General features: G+C 66.7%; 9 protein-coding genes and 1 riboswitch. Of the genes, 3 read left to right on the top strand and 6 right to left on the bottom strand.

All coding sequences use genetic code 11. The features are described from left to right. Positions 1-22: 22 nt before the first annotated feature. Positions 23-4,444, top strand: a complete 4,422-nt coding sequence (locus tag A4H34_RS05920) for an NAD-glutamate dehydrogenase (RefSeq protein WP_064231371.1) — start codon at positions 23-25, stop codon at positions 4,442-4,444. Between the two features lie 311 nt (positions 4,445-4,755). Here A4H34_RS05920 and A4H34_RS05915 read toward each other — a convergent pair whose 3' ends face one another. From A4H34_RS05915 to A4H34_RS05890, 6 genes are all read right to left on the bottom strand, one after another. After that, positions 4,756-8,148: a bifunctional proline dehydrogenase/L-glutamate gamma-semialdehyde dehydrogenase gene (locus A4H34_RS05915; protein WP_064231370.1), complete on the bottom strand. Its 3,393-nt coding sequence runs from the start codon at positions 8,146-8,148 to the stop codon at positions 4,756-4,758. A gap of 154 nt (positions 8,149-8,302) precedes the next feature. Continuing rightward, positions 8,303-9,955 carry a bifunctional phosphoribosylaminoimidazolecarboxamide formyltransferase/IMP cyclohydrolase gene (gene purH, locus A4H34_RS05910; protein WP_064231369.1) on the bottom strand — a complete coding sequence of 551 codons (1,653 nt, stop codon included), beginning with the start codon at positions 9,953-9,955 and terminating at the stop codon, positions 8,303-8,305. A gap of 9 nt (positions 9,956-9,964) precedes the next feature. Further along, a riboswitch (ZMP/ZTP riboswitch) is annotated at positions 9,965-10,043 on the bottom strand. Positions 10,044-10,069: 26 nt separating this feature from the next. Further along, the gene (locus A4H34_RS05905) at positions 10,070-10,336 is read right to left on the bottom strand and encodes a hypothetical protein (protein WP_064231368.1); all 267 of its coding nucleotides are present in this window, start codon (positions 10,334-10,336) and stop codon (positions 10,070-10,072) included. Further along, complete coding sequence (locus A4H34_RS05900; protein ID WP_009199082.1) at positions 10,336-11,424, bottom strand: alpha/beta hydrolase; 1,089 nt, start codon at positions 11,422-11,424, stop codon at positions 10,336-10,338. The genes A4H34_RS05905 and A4H34_RS05900 overlap by 1 nt, the downstream gene beginning before the upstream one ends. After that, positions 11,408-12,040, bottom strand: coding sequence for a phosphoribosylglycinamide formyltransferase (purN, locus tag A4H34_RS05895; RefSeq protein ID WP_269452284.1), 633 nt, complete (start codon positions 12,038-12,040; stop codon positions 11,408-11,410). The genes A4H34_RS05900 and purN overlap by 17 nt, the downstream gene beginning before the upstream one ends. After that, positions 12,037-13,335 carry a cell division protein PerM gene (locus A4H34_RS05890; protein WP_064231366.1) on the bottom strand — a complete coding sequence of 433 codons (1,299 nt, stop codon included), beginning with the start codon at positions 13,333-13,335 and terminating at the stop codon, positions 12,037-12,039. The genes purN and A4H34_RS05890 overlap by 4 nt, the downstream gene beginning before the upstream one ends. A 177-nt stretch (positions 13,336-13,512) precedes the next feature. Here A4H34_RS05890 and A4H34_RS05885 point away from each other — a divergent pair, with 177 nt between their 5' ends. Beyond that, entirely contained in the window at positions 13,513-14,286 is a 774-nt protein-coding gene (locus A4H34_RS05885; protein WP_009199085.1) for a glucosamine-6-phosphate deaminase, read from the top strand. After that, positions 14,283-15,539, top strand: a complete 1,257-nt coding sequence (locus A4H34_RS05880; RefSeq protein ID WP_231870967.1) for an N-acetylglucosamine-6-phosphate deacetylase — start codon at positions 14,283-14,285, stop codon at positions 15,537-15,539. Before A4H34_RS05885 ends, A4H34_RS05880 begins: the two co-directional genes overlap by 4 nt. Positions 15,540-15,622 lie beyond the last annotated feature (83 nt).

Below are 15,622 nucleotides of genomic sequence, written 5' to 3'. Positions count from 1 at the left end.
TCACACACGAAGGAGCGTGAGCATGCCTACCGACCTCACCGAAACGGGCGGCGGATTCGACGTCGTGCAAGCCTACATGGACCACGTCAAGCGCATCGATCCAAGCCTCGCCGACGAGGATTTTTCCGAACTGATCGCCGCCCACCGGCGCCTCTCCGAACAGGCCAACGGCAGAACCTCTCTGGCGTTGGAGGGATCGACCGTCCTGTGCGTCACCGAGGACATCCCCTTTCTCGTCGACTCGGTCTCCATCGCGATCAAGGCCTGCGGCTACGCCGTAACCCGGCTGCTTCACCCGGTCATCGACGGCGAATCGTGGATTGCCGTCGACGTTGCGCCGACGCCCGACGCCGCCCTCCTCGACGCGCTCAACGACGTCGTCGGCGACGTCCACGCGACGGTCGCCGATTGGTCCGAAATGACCGAGCTCGCGCGCAAAGCGGCGACGACGCTGTCCGGAAACGACCGCGAGACGCTCGAATGGATAGCCGACGGATCGTTCACGATCCTGGGCGCCTTCGACGGCGAGCAGGCGCTCGGCCTCGCCGCCAGACACCCGGATCTGCGCAAACAGCTCGAACATCTTGCCACCATCTCTCCCCGGCAGGCCGCCAGCCGCCACTTCGCGCCGACGCTCATCCACACGAAGTCGAGCTACCGATCGAGCGTGCATCGCAACGCATACATCGACGTCTTCGCAATGGGGCCCACGATCATCTTCGGCCTCATGACCGCCGACACCTACGCGTCCTCCGTTCTGGCTACGCCTCTTGCGGCCTCGCGGGCGAACGCCGTGATGGACGCCTCCGGGCTCCCCCGCGACTCGCATTCCGGCAAGGACCTTCTCCAGATCCTCGAAAGCTACCCTCGCGACATCCTCATGCTCCTGAGCCCCGAGGCCCTGCTCGCCGACGTCTCGCGCATCTCCCAGTCGCGAACCACCACGATCCTGCACTCCGACATCTTCCCCGGCGCAGTCGCATGCTTGGTGGTCACTCCCCGCGAGCACTTCACCGCGCAGTCCCACGCGCGGATCGCCCAGCTGGTCGAAGAGACCTTCGCCAGCTCCGAAATCGACACGCAGCTCGACGTCAGCTCCGGCCCGCTTGCTTACATGAGCTACATCGTGTGCGGAGCGAAAACCGACGTCGACGAAGAAGAATTCGCCCGTGTCGTGGCCAGAGCCACGCTCGACTGGAACGAGGGCTTCGTCGTCGCCGCCGAATCTGCCGCCGACCTTTCCCTCGTGCCTGCCGCCTATAAGACGGAGTACACGCCGGAAACCGGCGCCCGCGACGCCGCCCGGCTGGCGAAGCTCAAAACCGGGGGCTTCGAGCTGGAACTCTACGCCCCCGAAGGATCCCCCGATGCCCGCCGCCTCAAGGCCTTCGTGCGCGAAGAGGTCTCGCTCACCCGAATCCTGCCGATATTCTCGAACTTCGACCTCGTCGTCACCGACGAACGCCCGTACGCCTTCGGCGACGCCAAAATATTCGACTTCGGTTTGCGGGCCGAAAGCCCGGAACGCTGGACCGACGCAGACGAACGATTCGTCGAAGCCGTGACGGCGGCGTGGACGGGCGAGATAGAATCGGACTCGCTGAACGCCCTCGTGCTTTCAGCCGGACTCGTGAAATCCCAGGTGGCCGTTCTCCGCGCCCTTGTCGGCTATCTGCGGCAGGCGGGCCTGCCCTTCTCGCGAACCTACCTGCGCAAGTCCCTCGTGAAAAACCCCGAACTGGCAAGGGCTTTCGTCGAATACTTTGAGGCCAGGTTCCAGCCAGGCAACGCGGCCGATCCCCGCGAACTGCGCGAGGCACTGGTCGAAGGCGTCGGAAGGGCGGCGTCCCTCGACGACGAGCGGATCGCCAACGGACTTCTCGCCGTCATCGACGCCATCGTGCGCACGAATGCCTATTTGCCCGGGGCTGCGTCTCTCGCCTTCAAGCTCGAGCCGCGCCGAATCGGGTTTCTTCCCGAGCCCCGGCCCCTATACGAAATATGGGTGTACTCGCCTCGCGTGGAGGGTGTGCATCTGCGTTTCGGCCCGGTGGCCCGCGGCGGGTTGCGCTGGTCGGACCGCAGGGAGGATTTCCGCACCGAGATCCTCGGTCTGGTCAAGGCCCAGACGGTCAAAAACGCCGTCATCGTGCCGGCCGGCTCGAAGGGCGGTTTCTTTGCCAAGCGCCTGCCCAATCCGGCCGCAGACCGCGACGCGTGGCTGGCCGAAGGCATCGCGGCGTACCGGATTTTCATCGGCGCGCTGCTCGACGTCACGGACAACCTCGTCGACGGGAAGGTCGTCCCGCCCGAAGGAGTGGTCCGCTACGACGGCGACGACACGTACCTCGTCGTCGCGGCGGACAAAGGAACCGCGACGTTCTCCGACATCGCCAACTCCGTCTCGCGCGCCTACGGGTTCTGGTTGGGCGACGCCTTCGCCTCCGGCGGTTCGGCCGGGTTCGACCACAAGAAGATGGGAATCACAGCCCGCGGGGCGTGGGAGTCGGTCAAGCGGCACTTCCGCGAACTCGGGATCGACACCCAGTCCGAGGAGTTCACGGCCGTAGGCATCGGCGACATGTCCGGCGACGTGTTCGGAAACGGCATGCTGCTGTCCGAGCACATCCGCCTGGTGGCCGCCTTCGACCATCGGTCGATTTTCCTCGACCCGGACCCCGACCCCGCGGTCTCCTTCGCCGAGCGCAAGCGTCTGTTCGAGCTGCCGCGTTCCTCGTGGGCAGACTACGACGCCTCGGCCATCTCCCCCGGCGGCGGGGTGTGGCCCCGATCGGCCAAATCCATTCCGGTCTCCCCCGAGGTTCGCCGGCGGCTCGGACTCGACGAGGCCGTGGAGGCCTTCACCCCGGCGGAGGCCGTCCGCGCCATCCTCACCGCCCCCGTCGACCTGCTGTTCAACGGAGGGGTCGGAACATACGTCAAGGCCAGCGACGAGACCCACGAACAAATCGGGGATCCGTCCAACAACGCCGTCCGCGTCAACGGCGCCGACCTTCGATGCACGGTCGTCGGCGAAGGAGGCAACCTGGGATTCTCCCAACGCGGGCGAATCGAGGCGGCCTTGGCCGGCGTGCGGATCAACACCGATGCGATCGACAACTCGGCCGGTGTGGACACGTCCGACCACGAGGTCAACATCAAGATCCTCCTCGCGCCGCTGGTCGCCTCGGGAGAACTGACCGGCGCCGGGCGCGACGAACTCCTCGTCTCCGTCACGGACGACGTCGCCGCGCACGTCTTGCGCGACAACTACGAGCAAAACGTCCTGCTCGGCAACGCCCGGGCGCTCGGACCGGCCATGGCGCACGAACACATCCGCCTCATGCATTGCCTCGAAGACCGCGGCGACCTCGACAGGCGCCTCGAGTTCCTTCCCAGCGACGCCGACCTGCTCGAACGCGCCTCTTCGCTCGACCGCGGCCTGACCAGCCCCGAATTCTCCGTCCTGACGGCCTACACGAAAATCGCCCTCAAAAACGACCTCCTAAAGTCCTCCCTGCCCGACGACGAATGGTTCGCCCGCGACCTGCGCGCCTACTTCCCGCCGCAAATCGCCGCAGCCTACGCCGACAGGCTGGCAAGCCACCCCCTGGCCCGCCAGATTGTCGCCAACGCCGTGGCGAATTCCATCGTCAACCGCGGCGGCCTGACCTTCACACTCCGCGCGATCGAGGACACCCAGGCCACGGTCGAAGACGTCGCGCGCGCCTTTGCCGCCGCCCGGGAGATCCTTGACCTGGCCGGATTCACCGACGCCGTCCAGGCCCTCGACAACCGCATCCCCGCCCAGGCCCAGACCAAGCTCTGCCTCGGCTTCAGACGCACGCTCGACGCCGCCGTCCGCTGGCTCATCCAGGCGCCGGCCGCGCCCATAGGCGACACAGTGGAACGATTCGCCGCCGTCGGCGAGTGGATCGGACGCCTCGACGCATTTCTCGCGGAACCCGATCTGAACAGGCGTTCGCGGGAGATCGAGGAGGCCGCGGCCGTGGGCGTCCCCGAGCCGCTGGCCGCCGTCTTCTCCGATCTGGCAAAAGCCACGGCGCTTATGGACGCGATCGACACCGCCTCTCGCACAGGCGAGGATCCCGGCGAGGTCTTGCGTGTCATGTTCGACGTCTACGGTCGATTTTCGATCGGCAGACTGCTCGAACTCGACGCCGCGCTTCCGGTGACCGACGTGTGGACGGCCACGGCGCAGTCGGCCACGGAGGCCGATTTGCGTGCAGCGGCGGTGGCTCTTACCGAGCGCATACTCGCGGACACGGAGCAGAGCGCCGATCGGGTCGCAACGTGGCTCGGCGAACGCCCCGGCTCGAAGCGGGCCATTGAGGCGACCGCCGCGCTGGCCGACTCACAGGAAGCCTCCCTCGCCTCGCTCGTCGTCGTGCTGCGCTCAATGCGCGCGCTCGCAAGAAGCTAGGGCCGCCCCAGGAGGCATCAGCCGGCAGGCCGCTGGAAGCCGGGCGTCCAGAGAATGCGCGGGCTCAACGGCCGCTTTGGCGCCGTCGGGCAAATCGAGCGGGCGCAAAACCTGCGAGGGAGCGACGGACCTGAACAGTGCGCGAACAGGATCCACACGAACTGGATCCAGACGACGGCGAAACGGCGGGGCTCCTCTTCAAGAGAGGAGCCCCGCCGGGTTTTTCAACCGGCATAGGCTGCCCTGGGCCGCCGGTCCAACGGCTTGAGGCCGCGGACCGGCCGCAGTGCGCCTGTAGGCCGCTCGTGCCCCTAGATCACGGTGTCCAGAAGCCTCGTCGGATTTCCGAAGCGATGGTTCGTGGCGGACACGGCTTGCTCCTGAACGAAGGGAAGCAGCTCGATCCGCCCGCTGCCGGTGACCGGTTCGGCGTAGACGCCGACGTCGACGCTTCCGCCGACGGCCTCGGCCAGCGCCTTCGGATCGGCGCCGATGAGGCGGAAACGCACGCCGTCGGCCGAGTTCGCCCGCGTGGCGGCATAGGCGAGGAAGTCGTCCTCGGACTCGAGCACGACCTCGGCGCCCCTCGACTCAAGGAAGTCGACGGCCTGCCTGGGAAGCGCCGCGGACGTCGAGACCCTGGGGCGGGCGCCGATCGCCAAAGCGCCGGCTGCCAACGCCATGGCGTCTCCGGATCCCGCGCCTGATTGGCGGATGACGACTTTGGGGAAGGGAATGTAGCGCAAAACGTTCTTTTCCACCCCGAGAGCGCTGGGGTCTGCCGGCCGGAAATGACCGGCCAGAGCCTTGTCCATTCCCTCGACGACGGCGAGGAAACGATCCTGGTCGACGCCGTCCATCGTCTCTGCGATCACCCGCGCCCCGCACAGCGTCTCGTTTGAAATCTGCGCGCTGCCAAGGTCTTTGTCCGCCCATTCGACGTGCCCGAGGCCGATGAGGTAGTTCGGGCCTCCGGCCTTCGTCCCGGCGCCCACCGAGGAGCGCTTCCATCCGCCGAACGGCTGGCGGCGCACGATCGCGCCGGTGATGCCGCGGTTGACGTAGACGTTGCCCGCCTGAACCTGGTCGAGCCAGGCGGAGATCTCATCGGGGTCGAGCGAATGCAGGCCGGCGGTGAGACCGAAGTCGACGGCGTTCTGCCAGGCGATCGCCTCGCCGAGGGTGTCTGCCCTCATGACGCCGAGGATGGGGCCGAAGTATTCGGTCAGGTGATACTCGCTCATCGGCATGACGCCGGCGCGCACGCCGGGGCTCCACAGCTTGTCGTCGATCTTGCGCGGCTTGATAGCCCATGCCTCCCCTTCGCCGAGCTCGGTCAGACCCTTCAGCAGCTTGCCGTGAGGAGGCTCGACCATAGGGCCCATCTGGGCGGCGAGATCGTGGGGATGCCCGAGCTTGAGCGAGCGGACGGCGTCGCAAAGCTGACGCTGGAAACGCTTGGAGAATCCGACCGATCCGACGAGGATCACGAGCGAGGCAGCGGAACACTTCTGGCCGGCGTGGCCGAAGGCCGAATAGACGACGTCCTTGACCGCGAGGTCGATGTCAGCATTCGGGGTGACGATGATCGCGTTCTTGCCGGAGGTCTCGGCGAACAGGCGAAGATCGGGGCGCCACGAGCGGAACATCCGCGCCGTGTCGATCGAACCGGTGAGGATCGTCTGGTCGGTCTCTTCGACGAGGACCCGCCCGTAGGAGGACTTGTCCATGCACACGAGGGCGAGGACGTCGCGGGGGACCCCTGCCTCCCACATGAGCTTCGCGAGGAAGGACCCCGTGCGCCGGGTCAGCTTGGCCGGTTTGTAGACGACGCCGGAGCCGGTCGCAAGCGCTGCCAGCACGCCTCCCGCCGGAATGGCGATCGGGAAGTTCCACGGAGGCGTCACGAGGGTCGTGCTCACCGGAACGTACGCAGCGCCCTCGAGAGAGTCGAGCTCCTCGGCGAGGTCCGCGTAGTAGAGCGCAAAATCGATGGCCTCCGAGACTTCGACGTCGCCCTGGTCGATGGCCTTTCCGGCTTCGCTCCCGGCGACTTCGATGAGCTCGCCGCGGTGGTCCTCGATGGCCTGGGCGACCGACCGCAGAACCTGCGCCCGCTCCTTGCCTGTGCGCGCCGCCCACTCTTTGGCTGCGGCGGCCACGGACTGGACGACTTTGCGGGCCTCGGCGTCGGAATTGACCATGTTCTCCGCGACGACGTCGGCCCCGAGCTTCGAGCCGGGGATGCGCGAGGCAATTTTTTCGGCCCATTCGATGTTCGCGTGCAGCGCAGGGTCGGTGTCGCGAGTGTTCTCAAAACGGTCGGGCACAACGGTGCGCTCGAAGCGATTCTGCTTGCGGCGCGGCCCGTAGGCCAAGCCCGAGACCAGCCCGGCGGCGTCGCGGAAACGCTTCTCCTCCAAGGCGAAGGTATCGGCCTCCTCCAGATCGAACACGTTCGACATGAAATTCTCCGGCGCTGCGTTCTCCTCGAGGCGGCGCACGAGGTAGGCCACGGCCACGTCGTACTCCTCGGGTCTGACGACGGGAACGTAGTAGAGGAGGGGGCCGACGGTGTCGCGCACAGCGTGAGATTGCGGCGTCGCCATTCCCGCAAGCATCTCGTAGTCGACGCCGGAGGCGATGCCCCGCTCGCGCACGAGCTCGTACCCGTAAGCCATCGTGAAGAGGTTCATGCCGGCGATGCCAATGTTGACGGCATCGACTCTCTCGGGGGTCAGTGCGGCGTCGAGGCATGCGATGTAGTTGGCGTCCGTGTGGGCCTTGTCCGCTTGAACGGTCAGCTCCCATCCGTGCATCGTCGCGTCCACCCTTTCCATGGAAAGGTTGGCGCCCTTGACGATGCGCACCTTGATCGGGGCGCCGCCCCGGGCGCGGCGGGCCTGCGCCCACTCGGTCAGCCCATTGAGCCTGCCGAGGGCGTCGGGAAGGTATGCCTGAAGGACGATTCCTGCGCGGTATCCGAGGAATTCCTCACGATCCAAGATTCGCGTGAACACGTCGATGGTCAGATCGAGGTCCCGGTACTCCTCCATGTCCAGGTTGATGAAGGTGCTGGATGCGGCTGCGAGCCTGTAGAGCGGGAGAAGCTTCTCAACGGCTTCCTCGACGGCCGCCGCGTGGCCGTAGGGCGCGTGAGGCCCGATGACCGCGGAGACTTTGAGGGAAACGTAGTCCACGTCGTCGCGTTCGATGAGGGCCGCCGTCGCCTCCATGCGGTGGGCCGCCTCCCTGTCGCCGAGGACTGCCTCGCCCAGAAGGTTGAGGTTGAGCCGAGAGCCGTCCGCGCGGAGCTTCGCAATCGCCGGGCCGAGCTTGTCGGGCGTCACGTCGAGGACCAGGTCGCCGACGAGCATCGCGAAGACGCGGCGGGCGGCCGACGATGCCAGCGAGGGAACGAAGGGCGCGATCCTTCCGCCGACGTTCGCGGGCGCCGCGAGGTACGGGGGCAGGAAAGCCGAGTCGCGCTTGGACAGGTGCTTGAGGTTGCGGGCGGCCACGCCGTGGTCTTCAGGGCGGATGACCCCGTCCACGAAGTTCACCGTGTAGTCGAGGCCCCCCTCGTGGTCGAGAACCTGCGACAAAAGCTTGGCGGATCGCGCCGTCGGGTAGGCCCGTGCGGCCTCGCTCCACTGGCGGGCTCGTTCCACTGCGCGATCAATGAGAACGGGGTCAATCGTCATTGTCGGATCCTTTCGTCAACGTCTATTCGGTCTTTAGTGTAAGGGATTCTTTTACCCTTTCCGTACAAAACCGAGAAGAAACTTCGCGGAGTCGACGCCGCCCGCCCATGCGGAACGGCCGGCGCGGCTCCGCGAGCTCCTAGAAACGGCGAATTCAGTGGGAAAAATGGCGCGCGCCCGTGAGGTACATCGTCACACCGGCTTTCCGGGCGGCCTCAATCACTTCCTGGTCGCGAATTGATCCGCCGGGCTGCACGACGGCGCGCACCCCGGCGTCGAGAAGGACCTCGAGGCCGTCGGCGAAGGGGAAGAAGGCGTCGGAGGCGGCGACCGAGCCCGCAGCTCGCTCGCCGGCCCGCGCCGCGGCGAGGCGGCACGAATCGACCCTGTTGACCTGCCCCATCCCGATTCCCACCGTGGCGCGCGAATCGGCCAAAAGAATCGCGTTGGACTTTGCCGCGCGCACCGCGCGCCACGCGAATGCGAGGTCTCGCAAAGTCGCCTCGTCGGCGGGCTCTCCGGAAACCAGGCGCCATTGCGCGGGATCGTCGCCTTCGGCGTCGATCCTGTCGCGTTCCTGAACGAGCGCTCCCCCGGATATCGGCCGAATGTCGCGCGCAACGTCGATCGGCTCGACCTGAAGGATCCGCAAATTCTTCTTGGACGAGAGAATCTTCAACGCCTCGGCGCTGAACGAGGGAGCGGCGATCGCCTCGGTAAAGATCGGGGCCACTTGCTCGGCCATCGCGGCATCGACCTCCCTGTTGGCGGCGATCACGCCGCCGTAGGCCGACAGCGGGTCGCAGGCGTGGGCAGCCGAGTGCGCCTGCGCGACGTCCTCGGCCACGGCCACGCCGCAGGGATTGGCGTGCTTGACCACTGCCACGGCGGGCTCGGCATGGTCGTAGGCTGCCCGCACTGCGGCGTCGACGTCCTGGTAGTTGTTATAGCTCATCTCTTTCCCGCCGAGCTGAACGGCTCCTGCGACTCCGCCCCCGCCCGCCGAGTAAAGTGCGGCCGACTGGTGGGGATTCTCGCCGTAGCGCAGATCGGCGACTTTGACGCAGCCAAACAGCTCGTTTTCTTCTTCCGCGGCCGTCCCCGAACGATCTGCTCCGCCCGCGGCGACTCCCGAAGACTCCGCCTCGCCGACGTTGCCTGAAAGCCCTTCGCCGCCGACGTCCGCGCCCCCTGCGGCCGCTTCCCCCGCAACGGCTTTCCCGTGAATCTTCGCCGTCCAGCGGGCGATCTCCGCGTCGTAGGCGGCGGTGTGCGCGAAGGCCTTCGCCGCGAGGGTTGCCCGCTCGCCGGCGTCAAAGCCCCCTCGCCGGGCGGCCTCGGCTGCGCGGGCATAGTCCGAGGGGTCCGTGACCACAGCCACGTTCGCGTGATTCTTCGCCGCTCCCCTGATCATCGAGGGGCCGCCGACGTCGATCTTCTCGATGCACTCCTCGTATCCCGCCCCCGAGGCGACGGTCCGGGAGAAGGGGTAGAGGTTGACGACGACGAGGTCGAAGCCCTCGACGCCGAGCTCGGCCAGCTGCCGTACGTGTTCCTCGCGTCGCCGGTCCGCGAGGATTCCCGCGTGGACCGCGGGATGGAGGGTCTTGACCCGGCCGTCCAGGCACTCCGGGAACGAGGTGATCTCGCTGACTTCCGTCGCCGGCACGCCCGCCGACCGAATGGCCTCAGCCGTTGAGCCGGTTGAGACGATCTCGCAGCCGACGCCGTGAAGCGCCGAGGCGAGCTCTTTGACGCCTGTCTTGTCAAAAACGGAAATGACGGCTCTGCGAATGGGAATGCGCATGTCTCTCCTTTCCGGCGCCCAGGCGTGCGACGCCGAGACTTCGCTCCCCGATGGTCAATCCCATCCAACGCCAGTCGCCGACGCCTTCATAATACGGCTCGGCGCGCATGCGCGTCAGTCGGAAAAGCCGAGCAGATAGAGAAAGGCGTCCAGATCGCCGAAGGAAGTGACCGTGAGCGTGACCCTGTTGAAGAGCAGGAGCACCGTGATGCATCCCCACAAAATGGCCAAAAGCACGATTCCCGACCGGACCAGGATCCCCCATGCCTCATGGTGGCCCTCCCATCGAAAACGGGGGCCGTAGACCACGGCGCAAACGATGCACGCAATCGTCAAAACGAAGCTGACGAAGATCGTTCCCCCGCCGGTTATAGCAAACATCAGCCCTTTCCATTCCATGCCAAGGCGGCGGGCAGCTCCTTGCGCCATACGCCCCAGTTGTGGCCCCCGATAGGCTGGAGCAGCGAGGTGATTCTGACCGTCGGCGTCGATAGTCTCTTGAGCTTCTGGACGAAGGCGGCCGACTTCGGGTCGCCCTTGGAGCCGGTGACGTAGAACCGCTGCGGCCACGCCCTTTGCTTGGTCAACAGGTTAGACACGCTGAATTCTCGCCGAACACGAGGCGGCGCGCCCAGCAAACGCCCTGTTTCCGGCTGGTCGTAGCCGGAAAATGAGATGATCTTGGAAAAAGTCTGGGGATGGGTGAGGCCGAGAACGGCGGAGCAGTAGGCGCCGTAGGAGGCGCCCGCGATGGTCCATCCCTTTCGCGTCTTCTCGGTGTTGGGAAAATTATGGCGGATCATGCCGACGATGTCGTCTACCACCCAGGATCCGACGGCGGGCCGACCCTTGATGTCGACGCAGTCGGGAGACGTGGCATCGACTTTGAGCGAGGGGATCGCCATAATCGTGTTCGGATGCTTTTTCATGGCGTTTTGAAGATTGAGCTGCGTCGGAACCTTGTAGGGGTTGCCCGGGTACCCGTGCAGCATGAGCATGACCTTGTAGATTTTCCCGTTCGTCGGCGAGTAGTTCTTAGGCGTCCACACCCACACGGGAAGGTTGATCCCCGAAATCGGCCCCCTGAACTTCGTCTGGTAGGCCCCGTTCGAATCCTTGGTGAACTTGGCCTTCCATCTCGAGTCTCCACGGTGGCCAGACAATTCGGGATCGCCGGCGTCGGGCCCGGGAACGGGCCTGCGGATCGGCTTCGTCGGGCCCTTTCCATCGGGTTTCATGAAGAACAGGCCCGGCACGTCGCTCCAGCTGGCTGCGTACCCGAGCGTCCGGTTCATCTGAATGCCCGTCATGCTTATGGCGCCCACAATCGCGGCGACCATGGCGGCAGAGGCCTGCGCTCGAATCTTGCGAGTGGGCTCACGCCCGATGAGCCACACCGCCGTCGCCGCGCTGGCGACCGTGAATATGGCAAAGACTATGAGCGTAAGAAGCTTATCTGGACCGAGCACCTATCCCCGCCTTTCTGCCGTCGACCCACCAGCCTTCGCGCGCCATTCGCCCGATTAGCTCAACCAACTGAACACGCTCGACCTCCTTGATCCGTTCTACCAGCGCTTCCTCGGAATCTCCCTCGAGAACCGGACATGTTGTCTGCCCCAAAATCGGCCCCGTGTCCATCCCGGGGTCGACGACGAAAAGGGTTGCGCCCGTTACCTTCACACCGTACGCCAAGGCGTCGGCCGGGCCGTGGATTCCAGGAAAAGAAGGCAAAAGCGCATTGTGGGTGTTCACCACGCGCTGCGGGAACGCCGCTAGAAACTCGGGGCCGACGAGCTTGAGGAAGCCCGCGAGAACCACGATGTCAGGTTCGTACGCTGCCACGGCGTCGCGCAAAGACTCGTCCCATTCTTCCCGCGACGAGTGCTCCGAAAGGACGCGGACGAACGTCGGAATTCCGGCCTCTTCGGCGGCCCGAATCGCGGGGGCGCCTCGGCGGTCGGCGCCCACCGCGACGACCCGCGCCCCGTAGGAGGGGCCGGCGCAGGCATGCAGGAGGGCCTGCATATTCGATCCTGTGCCCGACACAAGCACCACGAGGCGAGTGGGACCGCGCTTGTTATTCACTTGACAAATGTATCGTCACGCCGGTTCCCCTGCCACTTCGACGGGCGGTCAAATGTACGATTTTCGAGGTCTCGCCTCCCATCGGAGGCCGAAGAGTCGGCGGCGTCACGGGAAAGACGATCGGCCTGTGGGGAGGAGAACCCCGTTGTCGAGGGCCCTTCTTCCGCGTCTGCCTCCTCCGGCCGCCCCGTTGCGCGAGATCGGAGCGCGGCGGCCGCACGGGGAGCGACGAGCCCGAGCACACACGGCAGCCCTATGGCCAAGGCGAAACCGAGGCCGAGCGGCAAGGGGCGAGGGCCGACGTCGGACATCCGCCCCGGTCCGATGGCGCCTCCCGAAAGGAAAGCGGCTGTGATGCCGAGGGCGAAGAGGCAGCCCAGGCACGCCCCCGCCGCGGCTGACGCCTCCTTCAGACTCGAATAGGCGCGCGAGCGCCAAACGAACCAGGCCAATGCAAGGCAGGCGAGAAGAACGGGAAGCCATGCCATCCGCACGCCCGGACTGGGCAGGGCTCCGAAAACCGGAATGGCGGGAAGCTGGAGGCTCGTCACGCCGAACGCCGAAAAGTCCGTGCCGCGGCCCACGGAAAAACCCGCCCCCAGCGCGAAGGAGGCGACCCAGACGACGATGTTGGGAAGGTATGCCAGCTGCACAAGGGTGAGCATGACGGCGCCGACGGCTCCTTGGACGTAGTAGCCGTTGACGGCGGCGACTGCACTCCGGCCGAGGACGAGGGCGACGGCCAAAAGGCCGACGGAGACGACGGCGAGGGCACGCAAGACGGGCCGAAGTTCGCCGCGGCAGCCTTCAAGGAGGTTCCACACGCGGCCGTCGGGGCGGGAGGTCCGCCAGCGGGCCCGGGCCATCGCGGCGCAGGTGAGAACCGCGGCCCCGGCGGCGCCGCCGAAGCGCCCGGCGCCGGGAAGGGCGGCGAGCCCGACGAGCAGGGTGAAAACGAAGGACGATGCGGCCGCTGAGGCGGCCTGGGCCCAGGAATCGATCCCCATTGCAAGGAAGGAGCGGCAGACGAACCACCAAATGAACAGAGTCACGCTCAACGGCATGAGGCTCACGCTCGCGTTCCCGACCTCCGCCGGGCCCCCCATCGCCAGTAAAAAGATTGACGTTCCAGCCCGCGCGGCGTCGTGCCAATCGACGTTGCCGAGGGTCGGAGAAGAGACCGTCGCGGCGTAGGCGAAAATCGCAAAGACCGTGACCGTCGTCCACGCGGCCGCCAGCACCCTGACCGGGGCCCAGGCGGCCGCAATGCATGCGCGGCGTTCCTCTGTGCTCATCAGGCCAATGGTCGCATCCCGAGTTCAGAAAAGGCAGACACACGCCGAAACTCCCCGCCCAGAATTTGTAAGACAAATCGGTCGCGAGCGTGTATTGTTGAAGGCATACGTCACTGACCACCGGTATGCAACGACGCGCCGCCAAACGTGAACGGCACGTCGAGAAAGGGACTGGCAATGCAGATCGGCATCTTCGAAACGTCCGAGGAAGCTTCGGCGGCCGCGGCGCGCGGCGTCGTCGATCTTTTGGCCCGCAAGCCGAATGCGACCCTCGGCGTCGCAACCGGATCCACGCCCGAAGGCCTCTACTCAGAGCTGCGCGAGGCGCACGCCGCCGGGCGCTTCACCCTGGAGGGCTCGGCCGCCTTCGCGCTGGACGAATACGTGGGAATCGCGGACGGCCATCCGGAAAAGTACCGCAACGTCCTGCGGCGCGAGCTCGTGGGGCCGGAAAAGACCGGGTTGACCGAGGCCGGCCTTCGCACCCCCGTGAGCTCGGACGCCGACCCGCACCTTGCTGCGGGACAGTACGAGGCGTCGATCGCCGCGGCGGGCGGCGTGGATCTGCAGATCCTCGGAATCGGCGCCAATGGGCACATCGGCTTCAACGAGCCGGGCGGATCGCTCGTTTCACGCACCCGCGTCGAGGTTCTCTCCCGCCGAACGCGAACGGACAACGCCCGCTTCTTCGACGGCGACGTCGGCAAGGTCCCGTCCCGCTGCATCACGCAGGGGCTGGGAACGATCATGGAGGCGCGATCTTTGCTCTTGCTCGCCTTCGGCGCTCAGAAAGCCGAAGCCGTGCGCCAGCTGATCGAGGGCGCCATCAGCGCGAAATGGCCCGCGACCGTCGCCCAGATGCACCCCGACCTCACCGTTTTCGTCGACGCCGAGGCCGCGGAACTCCTCGAATACGCCGATCTCTATCGCGAGCGTTGGAGCCTGGCGTGACGGTCGGCGAAAGGCAGGGCGCCGATGCCGGCGCAGGGGCAGGCCGCGTCGCCGTCGGCACTGGCAAGCCCACGGCGGCGGTCGAAGCCGTCATGCCCGACGCGGTCGTCTCGGGAACGGTTTACGACGGCTATGGAAGGGAGGCCGGCGGCGGGCTCGTGCTGGAGGGCGGAGTCCTCGCCCGCGTGCTTCCGCGGGGCTATTCGGGCGAGGCCGACGTCTCGGGGGCCTTCATCGTGCCGGGGCTCGTCGACGTCCACTGCCACGGCGGAGGCGGGGCGTCCTTCCCCGACGACGTCGATCCCCGCTCGATACGCAAGGCGATCGGGGCCCACCGCGCTTCCGGGACGACGGCGCTTCTCGCGTCCCTCGTCTCGATGGCCGATCCCCTGCCGGCGATCCGGGCGCTCGTCCCCTTCTGCGAATCGGGCGAGCTGGCCGGAATCCACATGGAGGGCCCGTACGTCTCTCCCCACAAGGCCGGCGCCCAGAATCCGGCCGCCATCCGCGGCGCCGACCCCGAAGAGCTCGCGGCATGGCTCGAGGAGGGCAAGGGCTTCGTCAAGACGATGACCATCGCCCCGGAGGCCGATCACGCCATGGAGGCCGTCCGAATCCTGCTCGCCCACGGCGCCAAGCCCTCCTGGGGGCACACCGCCGCGAGCGGGGAAACCGCGGCACAAGCCCTCGAGGCCACGTCGCGCTGCGCGGCCGAACTCGGCTTTGAGGGCGTGCCGCAGACGGTCACGCACCTGTTCAACGCGATGCCGCCGATCGACCATCGCGAACCCGGCCCGGTCAGGGAGTTCCTGGCGGCGGCCCGGAAAGGGCGCGCGATCGTGGAAACCATCGGCGACGGCGTCCACCTTGCCCCCGCCCTCGTCGAAGACATACACGAATGGGCGGGGGCAAACGCGGCGTTCGTCACGGATGCCATGGCCGCGGCCGGCATGCCCGAAGGGCGGTACGCCCTCGGGGGCCTCGACGTCGATGTGCGCGAAGGCGCGGCGCGGCTCGCGGGGAGAGAGACGATTGCCGGGGGCTGCTCCCGGTTGAGCGACCAGCTCGCGCTGTTCGCCCGGCGGGGCGCCCTCCCGTTCGGGCAGATCGTGCGCGCCTGCGTCGCCGTTCCCGCAAGGGCGGCCTCCATTGAGAGGGCGAAGGGCGTAACACTCGATTTCGAGCCGGGCAAGCGGCCCAATTTCGTCGTCTTCGACCGAGGCTTCTCCCCCGTGTGCGTCGTCAGGGAGTGATCCGGCCCGCGATAACTCGGCTTCGGCCCTGCGCGAACGCAGCCCGGCCCTTCCGTGCGGACGCGCCCGTTTCGAATCTCCGG

This window comes from Peptidiphaga gingivicola (assembly GCF_001652275.1).
In the GTDB taxonomy this organism is placed as follows: Bacteria; Actinomycetota; Actinomycetes; order Actinomycetales; family Actinomycetaceae; genus Peptidiphaga; species Peptidiphaga gingivicola.
This window is presented reverse-complemented; position numbering and strand designations above follow the sequence as displayed.